At 55.5% G+C, this 18,492-nt stretch carries 17 protein-coding genes; 7 read left to right on the forward strand and 10 right to left on the reverse strand.

The features are described 5' to 3' along the window. The first annotated feature begins 143 nt into the window (after window positions 1-143). Together ftsI and rlmA are read left to right on the forward strand one after the other, a co-directional pair. Complete coding sequence (gene ftsI / locus ACMYSN_RS24480; RefSeq protein WP_462496480.1) at window positions 144-1,892, forward strand: peptidoglycan glycosyltransferase FtsI; 1,749 nt, start codon at window positions 144-146, stop codon at window positions 1,890-1,892. 61 nt (window positions 1,893-1,953) lie between these two features. Continuing rightward, window positions 1,954-2,748 (forward strand): 23S rRNA (guanine(745)-N(1))-methyltransferase, encoded by a 795-nt coding sequence (gene rlmA / locus ACMYSN_RS24485; protein WP_462496481.1) that lies wholly within the window; start codon window positions 1,954-1,956, stop codon window positions 2,746-2,748. Between the two features lie 3 nt (window positions 2,749-2,751). Here the strand turns inward: rlmA and mntP are convergent, their stop codons facing one another. The 5 genes from mntP to manX form a co-directional block, all read right to left on the reverse strand. Then, the gene (gene mntP / locus ACMYSN_RS24490; protein ID WP_462496482.1) at window positions 2,752-3,318 is read right to left on the reverse strand and encodes an MntP/YtaF family protein; all 567 of its coding nucleotides are present in this window, start codon (window positions 3,316-3,318) and stop codon (window positions 2,752-2,754) included. A gap of 425 nt (window positions 3,319-3,743) precedes the next feature. Continuing rightward, window positions 3,744-4,202 carry a DUF986 family protein gene (locus ACMYSN_RS24495; RefSeq protein WP_462496483.1) on the reverse strand — a complete coding sequence of 153 codons (459 nt, stop codon included), beginning with the start codon at window positions 4,200-4,202 and terminating at the stop codon, window positions 3,744-3,746. 55 nt (window positions 4,203-4,257) lie between these two features. Continuing rightward, complete coding sequence (locus ACMYSN_RS24500) at window positions 4,258-5,109, reverse strand: PTS mannose transporter subunit IID (protein ID WP_123754868.1); 852 nt, start codon at window positions 5,107-5,109, stop codon at window positions 4,258-4,260. 12 nt (window positions 5,110-5,121) lie between these two features. Beyond that, window positions 5,122-5,922 (reverse strand): PTS mannose/fructose/sorbose transporter subunit IIC, encoded by an 801-nt coding sequence (manY, locus tag ACMYSN_RS24505; RefSeq protein ID WP_462496484.1) that lies wholly within the window; start codon window positions 5,920-5,922, stop codon window positions 5,122-5,124. Between the two features lie 56 nt (window positions 5,923-5,978). Then, window positions 5,979-6,950: a PTS mannose transporter subunit IIAB gene (gene manX / locus ACMYSN_RS24510; protein WP_462496485.1), complete on the reverse strand. Its 972-nt coding sequence runs from the start codon at window positions 6,948-6,950 to the stop codon at window positions 5,979-5,981. A gap of 447 nt (window positions 6,951-7,397) precedes the next feature. Between manX and yoaE the strand changes: the two genes are divergently transcribed. Further along, on the forward strand, window positions 7,398-8,957 hold the full coding sequence (yoaE, locus tag ACMYSN_RS24515) for a TerC family protein (protein WP_462496486.1): 1,560 nt from the start codon (window positions 7,398-7,400) through the stop codon (window positions 8,955-8,957). Window positions 8,958-9,016: 59 nt separating this feature from the next. On the opposite strand, the gene ACMYSN_RS24520 is transcribed toward yoaE, so the two are convergent. From ACMYSN_RS24520 to pabB, 4 genes are all read right to left on the reverse strand, one after another. Beyond that, window positions 9,017-10,570 carry an EAL domain-containing protein gene (locus tag ACMYSN_RS24520; RefSeq protein WP_462496487.1) on the reverse strand — a complete coding sequence of 518 codons (1,554 nt, stop codon included), beginning with the start codon at window positions 10,568-10,570 and terminating at the stop codon, window positions 9,017-9,019. Window positions 10,571-10,692: 122 nt separating this feature from the next. Next, window positions 10,693-12,057, reverse strand: a complete 1,365-nt coding sequence (sdaA, locus tag ACMYSN_RS24525; RefSeq protein WP_462496488.1) for a serine dehydratase alpha family protein — start codon at window positions 12,055-12,057, stop codon at window positions 10,693-10,695. A 246-nt stretch (window positions 12,058-12,303) separates the two neighbouring features. After that, window positions 12,304-12,882: a CoA pyrophosphatase gene (locus ACMYSN_RS24530; protein WP_123754862.1), complete on the reverse strand. Its 579-nt coding sequence runs from the start codon at window positions 12,880-12,882 to the stop codon at window positions 12,304-12,306. A gap of 3 nt (window positions 12,883-12,885) precedes the next feature. Beyond that, window positions 12,886-14,241 carry an aminodeoxychorismate synthase component 1 gene (gene pabB, locus ACMYSN_RS24535; RefSeq protein WP_462496489.1) on the reverse strand — a complete coding sequence of 452 codons (1,356 nt, stop codon included), beginning with the start codon at window positions 14,239-14,241 and terminating at the stop codon, window positions 12,886-12,888. Window positions 14,242-14,329: 88 nt separating this feature from the next. Here pabB and ACMYSN_RS24540 point away from each other — a divergent pair, with 88 nt between their 5' ends. Next, the gene (locus tag ACMYSN_RS24540) at window positions 14,330-14,521 is read left to right on the forward strand and encodes a YoaH family protein (RefSeq protein ID WP_462496490.1); all 192 of its coding nucleotides are present in this window, start codon (window positions 14,330-14,332) and stop codon (window positions 14,519-14,521) included. On the opposite strand, the gene ACMYSN_RS24545 is transcribed toward ACMYSN_RS24540, so the two are convergent. Beyond that, window positions 14,522-14,866: a RidA family protein gene (locus ACMYSN_RS24545; RefSeq protein ID WP_174508055.1), complete on the reverse strand. Its 345-nt coding sequence runs from the start codon at window positions 14,864-14,866 to the stop codon at window positions 14,522-14,524. It abuts the gene before it with no gap. A gap of 131 nt (window positions 14,867-14,997) precedes the next feature. Between ACMYSN_RS24545 and ACMYSN_RS24550 the strand changes: the two genes are divergently transcribed. The 3 genes from ACMYSN_RS24550 to ACMYSN_RS24560 all read left to right on the forward strand — a co-directional run bounded on the left by ACMYSN_RS24550 (window position 14,998) and on the right by ACMYSN_RS24560 (window position 18,291). Next, entirely contained in the window at window positions 14,998-16,908 is a 1,911-nt protein-coding gene (locus ACMYSN_RS24550) for an ATP-dependent DNA helicase (RefSeq protein ID WP_462496491.1), read from the forward strand. Window positions 16,909-16,975: 67 nt separating this feature from the next. Further along, window positions 16,976-17,671 (forward strand): tRNA (adenosine(37)-N6)-threonylcarbamoyltransferase complex dimerization subunit type 1 TsaB, encoded by a 696-nt coding sequence (gene tsaB, locus ACMYSN_RS24555; protein ID WP_123754858.1) that lies wholly within the window; start codon window positions 16,976-16,978, stop codon window positions 17,669-17,671. A gap of 38 nt (window positions 17,672-17,709) precedes the next feature. Then, complete coding sequence (locus ACMYSN_RS24560; protein WP_462496492.1) at window positions 17,710-18,291, forward strand: Slp family lipoprotein; 582 nt, start codon at window positions 17,710-17,712, stop codon at window positions 18,289-18,291. Window positions 18,292-18,492: the final 201 nt, after the last annotated feature.

An 18,492-nucleotide genomic window follows, 5' to 3' on the forward strand; every position in this document is an offset into this window, starting at 1 on the left:
TTTTTAGTTTTTATTGCAAAACATTTCCATTCTCCCTCCTTTGTCGCGCCTTGTTGCAAAACATCACCGTTATTCGCACTGTTTCGCATCCTGATTTGGTGATTTCCTGTTAAATCAGGTGGTTGCAAAATAATGCTGGAGCTATGGTGCCAAAGAATAAAAATCAGTCAGCCGCTCATTTCACCCCGGTCCGTTTTGGGTTGTTGTGCGTAGCGATTTTGGGTTGTCTCGGATTCCTGTTAGGCCGCGTGGCCTGGCTGCAAATCATTTCACCAGATAACCTGGTTAAACAAGAAGATATGCGCTCGTTACGGGAAGAACCTATTGACGTTCAGCGGGGCACCATCAGCGATCGTGAAAACCGTCCGCTGGCGGTCAGCGTCCCGGTCAGTGCCATCTGGGCCGACCCGCAGACGATGATGGAAAAGGGCGGCGTTGGCTATGGTCCGCGCTGGCAGGCGATGGCGGAGGCGCTACACCTTAACCTTGGGGACCTGGCCAAACGCATCGAAGCTCATCCCCACATGCGTTTTATTTATCTGGCTCGTCAGGTCAATCCGGAACAGGCTGAATGGATCGATAAACTCCATCTGCCGGGGATCAACCTGCGCGATGAGTCGCGGCGGTTTTATCCGGCAGGGCACGTGGCGGCCAACCTGCTGGGATTTACCAATATTGATAACCAGGGCATTGAAGGGGTTGAGAAGAGTTTTAACAGTCAGCTGACGGGGAAAGCCGGGCGGCGACTGGTGCGTAAAGACCGTCATGGCCACGTGATCGAAAATATCACCGAGGTGCCGGCGGTGCCCGCGCACACCATTCAGTTAAGTATTGATGAGCGCCTGCAAACGGTGACGGAAGATGCGCTGGATAATGCCGTGAAGTGGAATAAGGCTGAGTCTGGTGCCGCGGTGCTGATTAAAATCGACACCGGAGAGATTCTGTCGATGGCCAGCTATCCGGATTTCAACCCTAACAACCGTGATGACGCGAAACTGGATGATTTCCGCAATCGGGCCATCAGTGACACCTTTGAACCTGGTTCGACGGTTAAGCCGCTGGTGGTCATGACGGCTCTCCAGCAGGGGATCGTGCAGCCGGACAGCGTGGTCGACACCCACCCGTTTGTGCTGGATGGTCACCGGATCCGCGATGTGGGCTATTACCCGGAACTGACGTTGACCGGCATCCTGCAGAAATCAAGCGATACCGGAGTCTCGCACCTTTCACTGGCGATGCCGGTTCAGCATCTTCTCGATACCTACAAAGCGTTCGGGTTTGGCGAACCGACCGGTCTGGGCCTCACCGGCGAAAGTTCGGGCCTGATGCCGCAGCGTCGCTATTGGGGGCAGCTTGACCGGGCGACCTTTGCGTTTGGCTATGGTCTGATGGTTACGCCGCTCCAGCTGGCGCACGTCTATGCCACCATTGGCGGTTTTGGTATCCAGCGCCCATTATCGATAACCCGAATCGACCCGCCGGTGATCGGCACCCGAGTGATGCCGGAACCGATCGTGCATGAAGTGGAGCACATGATGGAGAGCGTGGCTCTGCCTGGCGGCGGTGGGACCAAGGCGGCAGTTCGTGATTACCGTATTGCGGTAAAAACCGGGACGGCGAAAAAAATCGGCCCGGACGGCAGATACATCGACAAATATATTGCCTATACGGCAGGGGTCGCCCCCGCCAGCCACCCGCAGTTCGCGCTGGTGGTGGTGATTAACGATCCCAGCAACGGGGCCTATTATGGCGGAGCGGTTTCCGCACCGGTATTCAGCCAGATCATGGGCGATGTGCTGCGTCTGGAAAATGTCATGCCGGATGGTATGCCACAGGGGTCAGAGAATCTTATCGTGATGCACAACGGAGAAGCCGCGCCGCCTGCGTTGTAACAGTGGTCTGAAAGGGCGAATAGCGCTACACTTTCGCCCTTTTAGCGACACCGGAGTTGTTATGTCATACAGTTGCCCGCTTTGCCACGCGCCGCTTGTCCGCCGCGACAACGGTTTTACCTGCCCGCAGCGGCACCAGTTCGATCTGGCGAAAGAGGGGTATGTCAATTTACTGCCGGTGCAGTTCAAACGCTCTCGCGATCCGGGTGATAGCGCCGAGATGATGCAGGCCCGCCGGGCGTTTCTTGATGCCGGTCACTATCAACCCCTGCGCGATGCGATCTGCGAGTTCTTGCGCACCGAAACGCCGTCACGTCTGCTGGATATTGGCTGTGGGGAAGGGTACTACACTCACGCCTTCGCAAGTATTGTCGGGCACTGTTGGGGCCTGGATGTCTCTAAATCAGCCATTCGTGCGGCAGCGAAACGCTATCCGCAGGTGGATTTTTGTGTTGCTTCCAGCCAGCGTCTGCCGTTTGATGACGCCAGCCTTGATGCGGTGGTGCGGATTTATGCCCCCTGCAATGCCCAGGAGCTGGCCCGGGCGATCGTCCCTGGTGGCTGGGTGATTACCGCTACGCCGGGGCCTCGCCATCTGATGGAGCTGAAAGGGTTGATTTATGATGAAGTGCGCCTGCATGAGGAAAATCATGAGGCAATGCCCGGCTTTGTCTTACGTCAGCAGCAACAGCTGGCCTATCCGATGCAGCTGAGCGGGCAAGAAGCCGAAGCGTTACTGCAGATGACGCCGTTTGCGTGGCGGGCAAAGCCTGAGGTGCGTGAAACACTACGAGCGCAGGACATTTTTAGCTGCCAGACGGATTTTATGCTCCACTTCTGGCAGCGCGAGGCCTGAGAATTAGCCGGCGAAGTGGCTCCAGAGAATTTCGCTGCCGATACCAATCAAGACGATACCACCAAGGATCTCTGCCCGTTTGCCAAGCAGCGGGCCGATAAACCGTCCGACCATAATCCCCAGCGTTGACATGATAAGCGTTGCGCAGCCGATCGCGAGGGCGGTGGCGATGATGTTCACCTGCAGGAAAGCCAGGCCCACGCCGACGGCCATTGCATCGAGGCTGGTGGCGAAAGCGGTCGCCACCAGCAACCAGAATCCATGACGGAGAGGAGCCTCACAGGCTTCGCTGTCGCCTGTGCGGAAGCCTTCAACCACCATCCTGCCGCCAAGAAAAATCAGCAGTGCAAAGGCGATCCAGTGGTTCCACTCGAGGACAAACTGACTGGCGAGCATTCCCATACCCCAACCAACGAGTGGCGTGAGGGTTTCGATCGCGCCGAAAATCAGTCCGGTGCGTAAGGCTTCAGAAAATTTAGGTTTGTGTAAAGTGGCGCCTTTCCCGATTGATGCGGCGAAAGCGTCCATGGACATGCCAAAGGCAAGAAGAATCGTGGCAGATAGGTTCATACATGCGTCCTGACCGGGGAAAATCCATATGACACATCACTACCCCCAGTAAACATACGCGACCCGGTAAAGAGGTATGGCGTATAGCGGTGATGTGTCTATGGTCTCGCCTGATCGAACTTCTTTTCGACCCGTACGTGCCACGTTTTGCAACGAGTATGTTGACACGTACATTTCCTGGCAGGCAGGAAATCGGCTACTCCCCAACGACGGGCGCAACCTTAACATATTTTTAGAATATAAAACAATAACAGGATTTATTTATTTCGACAACCAAATGATAACGATTTTCATTTGAAGTTACAAGTAAATGATTCGTTAATTAATATCGGCGAAGTGGGCGAATGAAATATAGCCGATGCTATATTTCATTCGCTGGAATTGGTTAAAAATTGACGAGATATAGCACGGGTTATATTTTTAAGTTATTGAGTTGAAACGAGAAGTTTGTATATCTTCTCAAGGTCATCAATGTTTTTGACCCGAATAAGCAAACGCCGCTGTTCTAATTGCATCACCAGCACGCCATCTTCCGATAAATTCATTTCTTTAATGCGGCTATATTCAATCCAGATATTGGCGAAGAAAAAACCACTGGTTTTGAAGATGATTTTCGGCGTGCGGATCCAGAACAGGTACAAGCCCATCAACGCCAGTGCAGATAATAACCATGTGGTGATTAACGCGCCGTGGTTGGTGATATTGTTGTAAATCAGAATAGCCACCAGGCCGACGAAGATGATCCCATCGACACGGCTGCGGCGGAGCAGGGGGATAGTCAGGAGCTGCGGACCGTTGCGCCGCGGCATAATAAACTGGTCATAAATTGCAAACGCCAGCAGAACAAGAATAAACAGAACCAGCACCAGATCCGTGATTGTCATCCATCCTCCGGTAAAAAAAAACCGGGGGCTAAGCCCCCGGCGTACAACAGGATACTTACAGGCCCAGCAGGCCGATAGCATAGCCCACGATACCGATGACGAAGAAGCCAACGATGATCCACAGGGCGTTCACTTTCTTACGCAGCAGCCACATACAGGCGAAGGTCAGCAGCAGAGGAACCAGGCCAGGCATCAGCTGGTCAAGAATGGTCTGCACGGTGGTGACGCGAGTCTGGCCATCCTGACCGGTGATTGTTGACACCACCAGCGGGATATTCACGTGCGTCCACTTGTTAACCAAAGCCCCCATGACAAACAGGCCGAGAATTGACGCCCCCTCGGTCAGTTTTTGCAGGAAGCCGCCGCCCATATCTTTAACGATGTCGATACCTTTACGGTAGCCGTATGCCACGCCGTAGTAACGGGTCAGCAGACGTACTGCGTTAAACAGGATGAAGAACAGCAGAGGACCCAGCAGGCTGCCGCTCATCGCGATACCTGCGCCCAGTGCAGCGAATACCGGACGAACGGTACCCCAGAAGATCGGGTCGCCGACGCCGGCCAGCGGCCCCATCAGACCTACTTTGATGCCGTTAATCGCACCATCGTCGATCTCTGCACCGTTAGCACGCTGCTCTTCCATCGCCAGCGTTACGCCTAGAACCGGCGCCGCGACGTACGGATGGGTGTTAAAGAACTCCAGGTGACGTTTAATCGCCTGTTTACGGGCATCGTTGTTCTCCGGGTACAGACGACGAATTGCCGGTACCATTGCGAAGCAGAAGCCCAACGCCTGCATACGTTCAAAGTTCCATGACCCCTGGAACAGGTTAGAACGAATGAACACGCCACGAATATCACTCTGAGTGAGTTTTTTCTCGGTGGTATTTTTAGTCATATCAACCATTTCGCTCACCTGTTAGTCCAGTTCGTTATCGAGATCGTTATTACCAGCAGCCTGCGCTGGCGCACCCGCTACGCGGTTGTATTTCGGGCTCAGCTGGATATAGAGGATAGCCATTACGGTACCGATCACACCCAGAGCAACCAGGTTGAAGTCGGTGAACGCGGCAGTAACGAAGCCCAGGTAGAAGAACGGCATCAGGTAGCCCGCACGCATCATGTTGATGACCATTGCGTAACCAACGACGACGATCATACCGCCCGCGATGTTCAGACCACCGGTAACCACTTCAGGAATCGCATTCAGCAGACCCTGTACTTCGCTGGTGCCGACAGAGATTGCCACGATAACCGCAGGGATAGCGATACGCATTGCCTGCAGGAACAGGGACGACACGTGCAGCCAGGAAATCGCTGTCAGGTTGCCGTTTTCGGCGGCCTTATCAGCGGCGTGCTGGAATGCCACGGTAATAGTACGAACGATAATGGTCAGTACCTGGCCTGCTGCTGCCAGCGGGATTGCCAGGGCGATACCGGCGCCAATGCTTTGATGGCCGGCGATAACCAGAACGGTGGAAATAATAGATGCCAGTGCCGCATCAGGTGCAACGGCAGCACCGATGTTCATCCAGCCCAGAGCGATCATTTCCAGCGTACCACCGATGATGATACCGGTTTTCATATCGCCGAGAACGGCGCCGATCAGCGTACAAGCGATCAGAGGACGGTGGAACTGAAACTCATCAAGTACCGACTCCATACCCGCAATACACGCGACGATGAACACCAGCACAATCTGAAGAAGGGTAATCTCCATTGTACTTCTCCTGTTGATTAAGTCTTAAGTTGAAAACGGGGACGCGACTTGCAAGGTTATTTTGCTACCTTGCTAATCAGGTCCATCATTTTCAGTTTCTGGTCGGTGGAAACTTTACGGACTTCCAGTTCGATACCGCGAGCATTCAGCTTTTTAAATGCTTCAATATCTTTTTCATCGACCGAAACGGCGTTGTTCACCTGCGTTTTACCCTGACGGAAAGCCATACCACCGATGTTGATGGAGGTGAGTTTCACGCCACCTTCAACGATACGTTCTACGTCGGTTGGATTGGTAAACAGCAGCATGACGCGATCGCCTGCGTATTTCGGGTTGTTGTAGACGCGGATCATTTTTGCCACATCAACAACGTGGGCGGTGACGCCCGGAGGAGCAACCTGGGTCAGTAACGTCTTACGAACGTTATCGGCCGCGACTTCATCGCTCACGACAATAATGCGGGTGACGTTGGTTTCTTTGGTCCAGCGAGTCGCGACCTGACCGTGGATCAGTCGGTCATCGATACGTGCCAGTCCGATAACCATATAGTCATCGGGGCCCATTGGTTTTAACGGCGCTGCCGCTTTCGGTGCTGCTGCCTGAACCGGTGCCGGAGCGGCTTTTTCCACGGTTTTCGCTTTCAGCGCTTTCACGCCTTCACGACCCGTTTCTACCGCCAGCGCCACCAGTTCGTCGAAAGAGGGATCGTCGTCACGCGCCATCAGCGTTTCGACCAGCATGGGAATGTTGACGCCGGCAATGACTTCGTACTGTTCTTTATCAACGACAATGCGGCTGGCAGCGTTAAACGGACTGCCTCCCCATGTATCGACGAGGAACAACACGCCTTTCGACGTATCAAGCTTTGCCAGCTGTGCGTTGTACTTCTCGATCAGCGTTTCTGCGTTTTCACCAGGAACGAAATCAATCCAGCCAACGTTTTCCTGCTCGCCCAACAACATTTCTGCTGTTTTTAGCAGTTGTTCTGCAGCCCAACCATGTGTGCCTATTACAATAGCAATCGTCACTTGCTACCTCCTTTATTATCGTGAATGCATCATCTGTGTTGATACATCCTGAATCACTCTTGCGAACAAAATCGATTCAGTAAGGGTGTAAGATCGAAAATATTGACTACCGTGATTTATTTTAGATAGTGAAAAAATAATTAATGTGATGAAGATCCGTAAATCACTCATCTGCAATTAATAATTTCGCAGCGCAAAAAATAGCCTTAGCTATTGCAAAGACTGGTAAAGTTTTTTCCAAACTCTCTACATTTTTTGCTATGTTTAGCTTCCGTTTAATTACTCAGGAGTATAGGGCATAGCCCGCTGTATGGACCCTCATCGACGTCTTTTCACTTTCTGGCACTATTCTGCCGCGACAACCTGCTACGCTTTTTTACCCGCAACCATTATCTCTGTCGTGCGTGACATCACGATGACTTCGTCTGTCGTCAACTGGAGCAACTCATGGAACTCTTGATGGATCCCTCTATCTGGGTCGGCTTGCTGACGCTGGTCGTACTGGAGATCGTGCTCGGTATCGACAACCTGGTTTTTATCGCCATCCTGGCGGATAAGCTGCCACCTAAACAGCGTGATAAAGCGCGTTTGATTGGTCTGTCGCTGGCGTTGTTTATGCGACTTGGTCTGCTGTCGGTTATTTCGTGGATGGTGACCCTGACTAAACCGCTGTTTAGCGTCGCCGATTTAACCTTTTCCGGACGCGACCTGATCATGCTGGGCGGGGGGCTGTTCCTGCTGTTTAAGGCCACCACGGAACTGCATGAGCGGCTGGAGAATCGCCAGCACGACGAAGGTCATGGTAAAGGCTATGCCAGCTTCTGGGTGGTGGTACTGCAAATCGTGGTGCTGGATGCGGTCTTCTCGCTGGATGCGGTGATTACTGCCGTTGGTATGGTGAACCATCTGCCGGTGATGATGGCGGCGGTAGTGATTGCCATGGCGGTGATGCTGTTGGCATCGAAGCCGTTAACCCGCTTCGTTAACCAGCATCCGACAGTGGTCGTGCTGTGCCTGAGCTTCCTGTTGATGATTGGCCTGAGCCTGGTGGCTGAAGGCTTTGGTTTCCATATTCCGAAAGGCTACCTGTACGCCGCGATTGGCTTCTCGATCACCATCGAGTTCTTCAATCAGATTGCGCGTCGTAACTTTATTCGCCATCAGTCAACGCTGCCGCTGCGCGCCCGTACGGCGGATGCGATTTTGCGCCTGATGGGCGGACGTAAACAACACGCTGTGAGCCACGATGGTGATAGCCCGGCGCCGGTTCCGGTGCCTGAAGGGGCGTTTGCCGAAGAAGAACGCTACATGATCAACGGGGTTCTGACCCTGGCTCAGCGTTCGTTGCGCGGCATCATGACCCCGCGCGGTGAAATTAGCTGGGTGGACGTGGAGCAAAGCGAAGAAGAGATTCGTCGCCAGTTGCTTTCTTCACCACACAGTTTGTTCCCGGTGTGCCGCGGCGAACTGGATGAAATCATCGGTATCGTCCGGGCGAAGGAGATGCTGGTGGCGCTGGAAGCGGGTGAGAATGTCGCGGCGCTGGCCTCGGCTTCACCGGCAATTGTGGTGCCGGAAACGCTGGACCCGATCAACCTGCTGGGTGTACTGCGTCGGGCACGTGGGAGCTTTGTCATCGTCACCAATGAATTTGGTGTGGTACAAGGTCTGGTTACGCCGCTGGACGTCCTGGAAGCGATTGCCGGTGAATTCCCGGATGCCGATGAAACCCCGGAAATCGTCGCCGATGGCGACGGCTGGTTGATTAAAGGTTCTACGGACCTGCACGCGTTGCAACAGGCGGTGGGGCTGGACGATTTGGTCAATGAAGAGGACGATATCGCGACGGTAGCCGGACTGGTCATTGCCGTGAACGGCCATATCCCGCGCGTTGGCGATGTGGTGGAGCGGGATCCGCTGCAGTTTACTATCGTGGAAGCGAACAACTATCGTGTCGATCTGGTGCGGGTGATTAAAACCCAGCACGAGAATCACGAAGACGAGTAATCGGCTCTCGCCGTCATGCTGACCGGTCAGCCTCCTCAGGGGGCTGGCCGGTTTTTTTATCAGCCTTCACCATGCTCTGCCAGCCATTGCGCAAACGCCGCGACTGGCATCGGTCTGGCGTAGTAGAACCCCTGCAGGACATCAACCCCGTGCTGCTGCAGATACCGCGACTGAGCTGCGGTTTCAACGCCCTCGGCAACCGTCAGGATATTCAGGCGGCGCGCCAGGGCAATGATCATATCAGTCACCGTCGTATTCACGCTATCGACGCCGATGGCGCTGGTGAAGGACTTATCAATTTTCAATACGTCCGGGCGCAGCTTCTCCAGCCATGTCAGTGAGCTATTTCCGGTACCGAAATCATCAATCGCCAGCATCACCCCTTTAAAGTGCAGCAGCTCCGCCATATGGTGATCCCCCTCCTGCAGCACATCGCGTTCGGTTAGCTCCACCACCAGTTGCTGCACCGGGTGGGCGCTGAACCACAGATGATGCAAATCGCGCATCAGTTCGCCGTTGGCAAAATGGCGGGCGGCGACGTTAATCGAGATATGAAAATTTTTATCCTCCGGGAACTGCGATAGCTGGCGTGCGGTTTCCTTCAGAACATAGCGGGTGAGGGGCACAATTAAGTTCGCCCCTTCCGCGAGAGGAATGAATACATCGGGAGGGATATTTCCGCGACGCGGATTGTTCCAGCGCAGCAAAATCTCGACGCCGACGCATTTTTGCGACCGCAGATCTTTTAGCGGCTGGCACCACAACGTAAATTCGCGGGCGGCGATACCGAGGCTGATCTCCCGGGCAAAGCTCATTCTCCCCGCCGTAATCAGCCACATCATGCCACCCAGCATCACGCTGAGGATCAGCGCCAGCGGCAGTGCGCCAGGAAGTTCCGCAAGGGCGATAGCCGTGGCACCGGGGCCGCTGACGTTAATGGCGAATGGAAACTGGGTTGACTGCTGGTGGTAAATCATCTTCTCGCCGGGCGGCACTTGCTGCTCGGTGATGCCGATACCATGAATAAAATTCTGCGCGCCGACGCTCAACCCGATACCGGTAATCAGGGGTGATTTTGCGGCGAGAATTAACTCCCCTGGCAGTTCAATGTTGATGACGATCATCACGCCATCGGCGCTGTTAAACCGGGAGGGATACCATTGCACTAATACCGGCGAGCCGAGCAGCAGCGAGTGATCTGTTGAAAGCATCAGCAATGGCTGCGGAGAAGGGAGCGCCGACTGCAGCTGATGAATGGCAAGGTTACGGTCGCCAAAGATACTGGAGCAGTACAGCGTCTGGGACTTTACCAGGGCGATGGAGCGTACGGTTTGCAGTGACGCCGCCAGTTTGCGCAGCGGCAGGCGGACATCCTGGCACGGTTTCCCTACCAGCTGTAGCAAGGGATGCTGTTGCTCTGATAAAGGGCGCAGCATTTTATCCATGGCCACCACCATCTGATGAGTGGTGCTCTGGATACGTTGTTGATTTAAACTACGCTGTGAAATAAATCGGATAACCAGTGTGGTCGTTAACGTCAACAACGCCACAATCAAACAAATGACAACGCGTTTACGGCGGTAAGTCGAAATGACTTTCTGAGCATTGTGCATGCGCGACACCCTGTCGGCTCTGAATGCGGACGAGAATAACAACCGCGAGTGAGCAAGTGTAGTGGGTGTAAATAAATACCATAAAAAATGCGCCCGGTGGGCGCATTTGGATAAAAAATAGTTTAGTCACACTGAACTTTGATGGCCAGGCCGCCGCGAGACGTCTCGCGATACTTGGCGTTCATGTCTTTACCGGTTTCGTACATGGTCTCGATAACTTTATCGAGGGAGACGCGCGGTTCGCTGGTGCGACGCATCGCCATCCGTGAGGCGTTGATCGCCTTCACCGAAGCGATGGCGTTACGTTCGATACACGGAACCTGTACCTGTCCGGCCACCGGGTCGCAGGTCAGACCCAGGTTATGCTCCATACCGATTTCCGCCGCGACGCACACCTGCTCCGGGCTGGCGCCAAGCAGTTCAGCCAGGCCCGCCGCCGCCATTGAACAGGCGACGCCGACTTCACCCTGACAGCCCACCTCAGCACCGGAAATGGAGGCGTTCATTTTGTATAACGTCCCCACGGCTCCGGAGGCCATAAAGTAACGAATATAGATATCCGGGCTGACCGACTCGATAAAGTGGTCATAGTAGGCCAGTACGGCAGGGACGATACCGCACGCGCCGTTGGTCGGTGCGGTGACCACGCGCCCGCCGGCGGCGTTCTCTTCGTTGACCGCCAGGGCGAACATATTCACCCAGTCAACGACGTTCATCGGGTCATTGGACAGTTTATCGCTGGCTACCAGCAGGCGACGCAGTGCCGATGCCCGACGCGGTACGCGCAGAGGACCAGGCAACACGCCCTCGGTGTTCATGCCTCGATCGATACAGGCACGCATGGTCTGCCAGACGTGAGCAAAATAGTCTTCAATCTCTTTCTTGCTGTGCAGCGCCAGTTCGTTCTGCATCACCATACCGGAGAGCGACATCCCGGTTTCTTTACAGTAAGCCAGCATCTCTTGCGCCGACTTGAAGGGATAAGGCACGCTTAACTCATCCACGCTGTCTTTGCCGAAATGTTCTTCATCGACGATAAAACCGCCGCCGATGGAGTAATAGGTTTTGCAGTAGATCTCTTTCTCGCCAGCCCAGGCATGAATGGTCATACCGTTTTCGTGCAGCGGCAGGTTGTCGCTACGAAAACGCATGCCGTCATCGTGCGGGAAATCAACTTCGTGCTGACCTTGTGCCAGCAGCAAACGTCCGCGGGTTTCGACATCGCGGATAAATCCAGGTATGGCATCAATATCGACCGTATCGGGCTGATTGCCCGCCAGGCCCATAATAATGGCGATATCCGTATGGTGGCCTTTGCCGGTTAATGAAAGCGAGCCGTAGACGTCAACCGCCACCCGGGTCACTTCATTAAGCAATCCTTTTTCGACCAGGTCATCGACGAACTGTTTACCGGCCTTCATCGGCCCTACAGTATGGGAAGATGAGGGACCGATCCCCACCTTGAACATGTCGAATATACTAATCACGATAACACTCCTGACAGGGTTACCGCAGTGGCGGTAACGATGTGAAAACTGCGCATAGTGTAAGAGGGAACCGCACCATCAGCTTAACTATTCACATGAATTAAATTAATGGATAACGGCGAAATTACTAATGGTGAGAGCGCAATCTCATTTTAAGTATATACGCTATCTCAGAGGGTGGATTGCACAGGGGAAACCGGCTGTCGCGGGTCAGGGTTACCTTTGCGTCAGCCGTAAACAGGAAGGCTAGGGTTTGATGCCGATTTGCAGGGCCAGTTCGCGAATAATACCGGCGGTCATGCCCCAGACAAAATAGTGCTGATACCACGACAGCCAGACACGATGCGAATTCCCGCGGCGATGGATATCCAGCGGATGGTAGCGGCTTAAGCTCAATGCTTCAGCAAGCGGCATTTCGAACACTGCCGACACTTCATCCTGGCTGGCATGATAGTGAAGATTGGGCGGAATAATGCCGACCACCGGCGTGACCTGAAAGCCGGTGACGCTGTCCACCGGCGGCAGAACGCCGATAATCTCCACCCGATCGGGAGGAATCGCAACCTCTTCCTGGGCCTCACGCAGCGCGGCGGCAATCAGGGTTGCATCGGTGTTATCGACGGCCCCGCCGGGGAAGGCGACCTGACCCGGGTGCTTACGTAACCGCGGCGATCGCTGCGTCAACAGCAGGCCGGGCTGCGGCCGACGCACGATGGGCACCAGCACCGCCGCCTGGCGCTGATTGAGCGCGCTGCGCGATGGCTGCGGGCGCAGTAGTTGAAAGCGAGAAAGAAAGTCGTCCAGCGCGAGGGCGTCATCCGCCATGGTCTAGCTCTCCAGTTGTTGCAAGATTCGATTAACTTTATCAAAGGTTTCCTGATACTCAGCGGCCTCTTCACTGTCGGCCACAATACCGCCGCCGGCAGAACAGTATAGCGCTCCCTGGTACGCCGTCAGCGTGCGGATCGTAATGCTGGTGTCCATATTGCCACACAGGCTGAGATAGCCGATACTGCCGCACCAGGCGTTACGCCGCTGGGGCTCCAGCTCGTCAATAATCTGCATCGCCCGCACTTTAGGGGCGCCGGTAATGGAGCCGCCGGGGAACGCCGCGCGCAACAGATCGCTGGCGTGAAGACGGGCCGGCAGCCTGGCGGTAATGGTGCTCACCAGATGATGCACCGCCGGGAAGGGTTCCACGACGAACAGTTCCGGAACCCGGACGCTACCGGGCTCGGCAACCCGGCCAATATCATTGCGCATCAGGTCGACTATCATCAGATTCTCTGCCCGATCTTTTGCTGAGTGGGCCAGTTTTTCCGCCTGCAGGGCATCCTGTTGCGGATCGGCCAGCCGCGGCAGCGTGCCTTTGATCGGGCGAGTCTGGATCTCACCTTGATGAAGCTGGATAAAACGCTCCGGAGACAGGCTGAGCACGGCGCCGTCCTCGAGGCGAATAAAGGCGCTGAACGGCGCGCGATTGGCGCGATTCAATTGGCAAAACGCCTGCCACTCATCGCCACGGTAGCTGGCCTGAAAACGTTGGGCCAGGTTGACCTGGTAACAGTCGCCACTGTGCAGCCAGGCCTGAACCTGACGGAATTTCTCGCCATATTGCTCGCGGCTCATATTAGAGCGCCAGGCGGAAGTCAGAGCGAACGGCGCGGTAGCTGCGGCGGACTGTGCTTGCAGCCATTGTAGACGGGCATGCGGATCGCCGTAGCTAAGCAGCGAGACTTCCTGGCGTTGATGATCGATAATCAGCGCCCAGTCGTAGATCCCCACGGCCATATCGGGCAGGGCGATATCCGCCACCGCGTGCGAGGGCAGAGATTCAAAGCGCCGGCCAAGGTCGTAACCGAACAGTCCCAGCGCGCCGCCGAGGAACGGCAAATGGGGATGCGCCACGGGTGTTAATCCCCGCTTGTCCAGCTGCGTTTGTAACAGTGTCAACGGATCTTGCGTCGACTGGCTGCGGCTCTGGCCGTCATCCACCGTGGTTGTCCCGCCGCGCGTAAGCAGCGTGGCGCACGGATCGGCCACGATGATGTCAAAACGGTTATGGGGATGGTCGGCAAAGCCGGAATGCAGCAGCATGGCCCATGGGGCGGTGCTCAACGGCGTAAAGTAGCGCTCGGCAGCATCCGGGTGCCAGGGCAGGGTAATAATAGCGGGGGACAACATCTTCCTCGATCCTAAGCGTTGCCGTCCTCTGGAATATCAGACGAGCGGCATGAAATAATGACGCCACACAATGTAGCAGGAGTGAGTTATGTTTGCAGGTTTACCTTCGCTGAGCCACGAGCAGCAGCAAAAAGCGGTAGAACGTATCCACGAACTGATGTCCCAGGGGATGAGCAGCGGTGAAGCGATTTCGCTGGTCGCCAATGAACTGCGCGCCAGCCATACCGGTGACCGGATCGTGGCGCGCTTTGAAGATGAAGATGAAGATGAAGACGAGTAATTAAACCGCAGCGATAATTTTAATTTCGACTTTGTATTCCGGCTTCATTAAGGCGGCCTGAACGGTGCAGCGCACCGGGGCATGGCCAGCCACAACCCACGCGTCCCATGCCTGGTTCATCGCCGCGAAATCGCTTTTATCCGCAAGGAAGATGGTGGCATCAAGAATACGCGACTTGTTGCTGCCCTGTTTTTCCAGCACGGCGTCAATCTGTGCCAGGGTGTTCGCGGTTTGCTCAAACGCATCCGCTTCGAGGTTTGCCGGCACGCCGGTGTAATAAATGGTCTGGTTGTGAATTACTACATCAGACCAGCGGGCTTCAGCATCGATACGCGTAATTGTCATTATCATTTCCTTGGTTTCATTCCATCAGACTGCGGGCAAGACTGCCATAATGTGCCGCCTGCGTCACTACCCGGACTGGTGAAAAGGTCTGCTGCCTGACATAATCACTGTCCAAATCACCAGGGGGTATTGTGATCGACGATTTTGCAGCAGACGGCCAGTTGGCCAAAGCGATTCCCGGATTCAATCCACGCGAGCCGCAGCGCCAGATGGCGATCGCGGTGGCTGAGGCCATCCAACAGGCGCAGCCGCTGGTGGTGGAAGCGGGGACCGGTACCGGCAAGACTTACGCCTATCTGGCACCTGCGCTGCGGGCCAATAAGAAGGTGATTATCTCCACCGGTTCGAAAGCGCTGCAGGATCAACTGTACAGTCGCGACCTGCCGACGGTGGCAAAAGCGTTAAAATTCACCGGTAAGCTGGCGTTGCTCAAAGGTCGCTCGAACTACCTGTGTCTTGAACGCCTGGAGCAGCAGACCCTGGCCGGCGGCGATCTGCCGGTGCAAACCCTGAGTGATGTTATTCTGCTGCGTTCGTGGTCAAATCAGACCCTCGATGGCGACATCAGCACCTGCGTCAGCGTTGCCGAAGATTCTCAGGCCTGGCCGCTGGTCACCAGCACCAACGATAACTGTCTCGGCAGCGACTGCCCGGTGTATCAGGACTGCTTTGTCGTCAAAGCGCGTAAAAAAGCGATGGATGCCGATGTGGTGGTGGTGAACCATCACCTGTTCCTCGCCGATATGGTGGTAAAAGAGAGCGGCTTTGCCGAGCTTATCCCCGAGGCTGAAGTGATGATCTTCGATGAAGCCCATCAGCTTCCCGACATCGCCAGCCAGTATTTTGGTCAGTCGCTCTCCAGCCGTCAGCTGTTGGATCTGGCAAAAGACATCACCATCGCCTACCGCACCGAGCTAAAAGATACCCTGCAGTTGCAAAAATGCGCCGACCGCCTGGCCCAGAGCGCGCAGGATTTTCGCCTGCAGCTGGGGGATCCCGGCTACCGGGGCAATCTGCGCGATCTGCTGGCGGACAGTCATATTCAACGTGCGCTGCTGCTGCTCGATGATGCGCTTGAACTCTGTTACGACGTGGCGAAGCTGTCGCTTGGCCGCTCGGCGTTGCTGGATGCGGCTTTTGAGCGCGCCACGGTTTACCGTGCGCGGTTGAAGCGCCTGAAAGAGATTAACCAGCCGGGCTTTAGCTACTGGTACGAATGCACTTCCCGTCATTTTACCCTGGCGCTCACCCCGCTGACCGTGGCGGAAAAATTCAAAGAGGTCATGGCGCAAAAATCAGGCAGCTGGATTTTTACCTCGGCCACGCTGTCGGTAAATGACGATCTGCACCACTTTACCGCCCGCCTCGGCATTGAAGAGGCGCAATCGCTGCTGTTGCCAAGCCCGTTTGACTATGCCCACCAGACGTTGCTCTGTGTGCCGCGTAATCTGCCGCTGCCCAATCAACCTGGGGCGGCGCGTCATCTGGCGGCGATGCTCAAACCGCTGATTGAGGCGAACGACGGGCGCTGCTTTATGCTGTGTACCTCTCACGCGATGATGCGCGACCTGGCCGAACAGTTCCGCGCCACCATGACGTTGCCGGTGCTGCTGCAGGGCGAAACCAGCAAAGGCCAGCTGTTGCAGCAGTTTGTCAGTGCCGGTAACGCGCTGCTGGTGGCGACCAGCAGCTTCTGGGAAGGGGTGGACGTGCGCGGCGATGCGCTGTCGCTGGTGATCATCGATAAGCTGCCGTTTACCTCGCCGGACGATCCGTTGCTCAAAGCGCGGATGGAAGATTGCCGTCTGCGCGGCGGCGATCCCTTCGACGAAGTGCAACTGCCGGATGCGGTCATTACCCTTAAGCAGGGTGTCGGGCGTTTGATCCGTGATATCGACGACCGCGGCGTGCTGGTGATTTGCGATAACCGTCTGGTGATGCGTCCCTATGGTGCAGTGTTCCTGGCCAGCCTGCCGCCGGCACCGCGAACCCGCGATATTCGCCGGGCCGTGCGTTTTCTCGCCGTGCCGCCAGCAAGGTAATCTGTCGCAAAATGTGGTAAGCTGCGCGCCATTTTGTCAATCTGCTATAGCGAGAGCGCGACAACCCATGCGAATTTTGGCTATCGATACCGCCACGGAGGCCTGCTCCGCGGCGCTGTGGAATGATGGCACTCTTTGTGCTCATTTCGAAATTTGTCCCCGTGAACACACCCAACGTATTCTGCCACTGGTGCAGGATGTCCTGACGGAAAGCAAACTGTCGCTGACTGACCTCGACGCGCTGGCCTTTGGCCGCGGTCCCGGCAGTTTTACCGGGGTGCGTATTGGGATCGGTATCGCACAAGGACTGGCGCTGGGGGCCGAATTGCCGATGATTGGCGTGTCGACGCTGGCAACCATGGCGCAGGGCGCATGGCGTAAAACCGGGGCTACCCGTGTACTGGCGGCTATTGATGCGCGAATGGGCGAGGTCTATTGGGCCGAATACCAGCGTGATGAGCAGGGCGTCTGGCACGGTGAAGAAACTGAAGCGGTGCTGAAACCCGAAGCCGTCAGCGAGCGCCTGCAACAGCTCGAAGGTGACTGGGCGACCGTCGGGACCGGCTGGCAAGCCTGGCCCGATCTGGCTAAGGACTCAGCGCTGACATTAACTGATGGTGACATTACGCTCCCGACAGCAGAAGACATGCTGCCGCTGGCCTGCGTGCTGCTTGCCAGTGGCAAAACCGTTGCCGTAGAGAAAGCCGAACCGGTTTATTTGCGTAACGAAGTGGCGTGGAAGAAACTTCCTGGCCGAGGATGAATCTCAGTAAGCATAAGACTGAGAGAAGGAGTCGCATCATGGCGGGTCAAAGCAAAGTAGTACGTTGGTTTTTAGCGGGCGCCGTTGTCGCTGCGTTAAGTGGGTGCGTTTCCGTGCCGGATGCCATTAAAGGTACCAGCCCGACGCCACAGCAAGATTTAGTCCGGGTGATGGCCGCACCACAGCTGTATGTCGGCCAGGAAGCCCGTTTTGGCGGCAAAGTCGTCAACATTCAGAACCAGCAGGGCAAAACCCGGCTGGAAATTGCGACGGTCCCGCTGGACAGCGGCGCCCGACCTGAGCTGAATGAGCCTTCGCGCGGGCGTATTTATGCCGATGTGAACGGCTTCCTCGACCCGGTCGATTTCCGCGGTCAACTGGTCACCGTCGTCGGCCTGATTACCGGGACGGTGGACGGCAAAGTCGGCAGCACACCGTATAAATTCATGCTGATGAATGCGACCGGCTACAAGCGCTGGAACGTGGTGCAGCAGGTGGTGATGCCACCGCAGCCGATTGACCCATGGATGATCGGTCCGCGCCCCTGGGCTTACGGCTATGGCGGCTGGGGCTGGTACAATCCAGGCCCTGCAGAAGTCAGAAATGTCGTAACTGAATGATTTTGCAGTTTTTGTAAGCCAGACGAAACAGCGGCTTGTCCGCTGTTTCGCCATTTCTGGCCTGATAAGAAAAATAAATAGTGACGCGCTTCGCAACCTGTAAAACGCCTAATTAATAAACTGGTACGCTGAGTTAATATAATGTTAACAGAATGTTTGTTGATCAGGGGCTGTGATGACGACGAATAACTATTTCAGAGG

The sequence above is a fragment of the Klebsiella sp. R445 genome, assembly GCF_051131755.1.
In the GTDB taxonomy this organism is placed as follows: domain Bacteria; phylum Pseudomonadota; class Gammaproteobacteria; order Enterobacterales; family Enterobacteriaceae; genus Klebsiella; species Klebsiella lignicola.

Bases quoted from the DNA above. Each gene is read 5' to 3' on its own strand.
- ftsI (WP_462496480.1), top strand. From the start codon at position 144: ATGGTGCCAAAGAATAAAAATCAGTCAGCCGCTCATTTCACCCCGGTC.
- rlmA (WP_462496481.1), top strand. From the start codon at position 1,954: ATGTCATACAGTTGCCCGCTTTGCCACGCGCCGCTTGTCCGCCGCGAC.
- mntP (WP_462496482.1), bottom strand. From the start codon at position 3,318: ATGAACCTATCTGCCACGATTCTTCTTGCCTTTGGCATGTCCATGGAC.
- ACMYSN_RS24495 (WP_462496483.1), bottom strand. From the start codon at position 4,202: ATGACAATCACGGATCTGGTGCTGGTTCTGTTTATTCTTGTTCTGCTG.
- ACMYSN_RS24500 (WP_123754868.1), bottom strand. From the start codon at position 5,109: ATGGTTGATATGACTAAAAATACCACCGAGAAAAAACTCACTCAGAGT.
- manY (WP_462496484.1), bottom strand. From the start codon at position 5,922: ATGGAGATTACCCTTCTTCAGATTGTGCTGGTGTTCATCGTCGCGTGT.
- yoaE (WP_462496486.1), top strand. From the start codon at position 7,398: ATGGAACTCTTGATGGATCCCTCTATCTGGGTCGGCTTGCTGACGCTG.
- ACMYSN_RS24520 (WP_462496487.1), bottom strand. From the start codon at position 10,570: ATGCACAATGCTCAGAAAGTCATTTCGACTTACCGCCGTAAACGCGTT.
- ACMYSN_RS24530 (WP_123754862.1), bottom strand. From the start codon at position 12,882: ATGGCGGATGACGCCCTCGCGCTGGACGACTTTCTTTCTCGCTTTCAA.
- pabB (WP_462496489.1), bottom strand. From the start codon at position 14,241: ATGTTGTCCCCCGCTATTATTACCCTGCCCTGGCACCCGGATGCTGCC.
- ACMYSN_RS24540 (WP_462496490.1), top strand. From the start codon at position 14,330: ATGTTTGCAGGTTTACCTTCGCTGAGCCACGAGCAGCAGCAAAAAGCG.
- ACMYSN_RS24545 (WP_174508055.1), bottom strand. From the start codon at position 14,866: ATGACAATTACGCGTATCGATGCTGAAGCCCGCTGGTCTGATGTAGTA.
- tsaB (WP_123754858.1), top strand. From the start codon at position 16,976: ATGCGAATTTTGGCTATCGATACCGCCACGGAGGCCTGCTCCGCGGCG.
- ACMYSN_RS24560 (WP_462496492.1), top strand. From the start codon at position 17,710: ATGGCGGGTCAAAGCAAAGTAGTACGTTGGTTTTTAGCGGGCGCCGTT.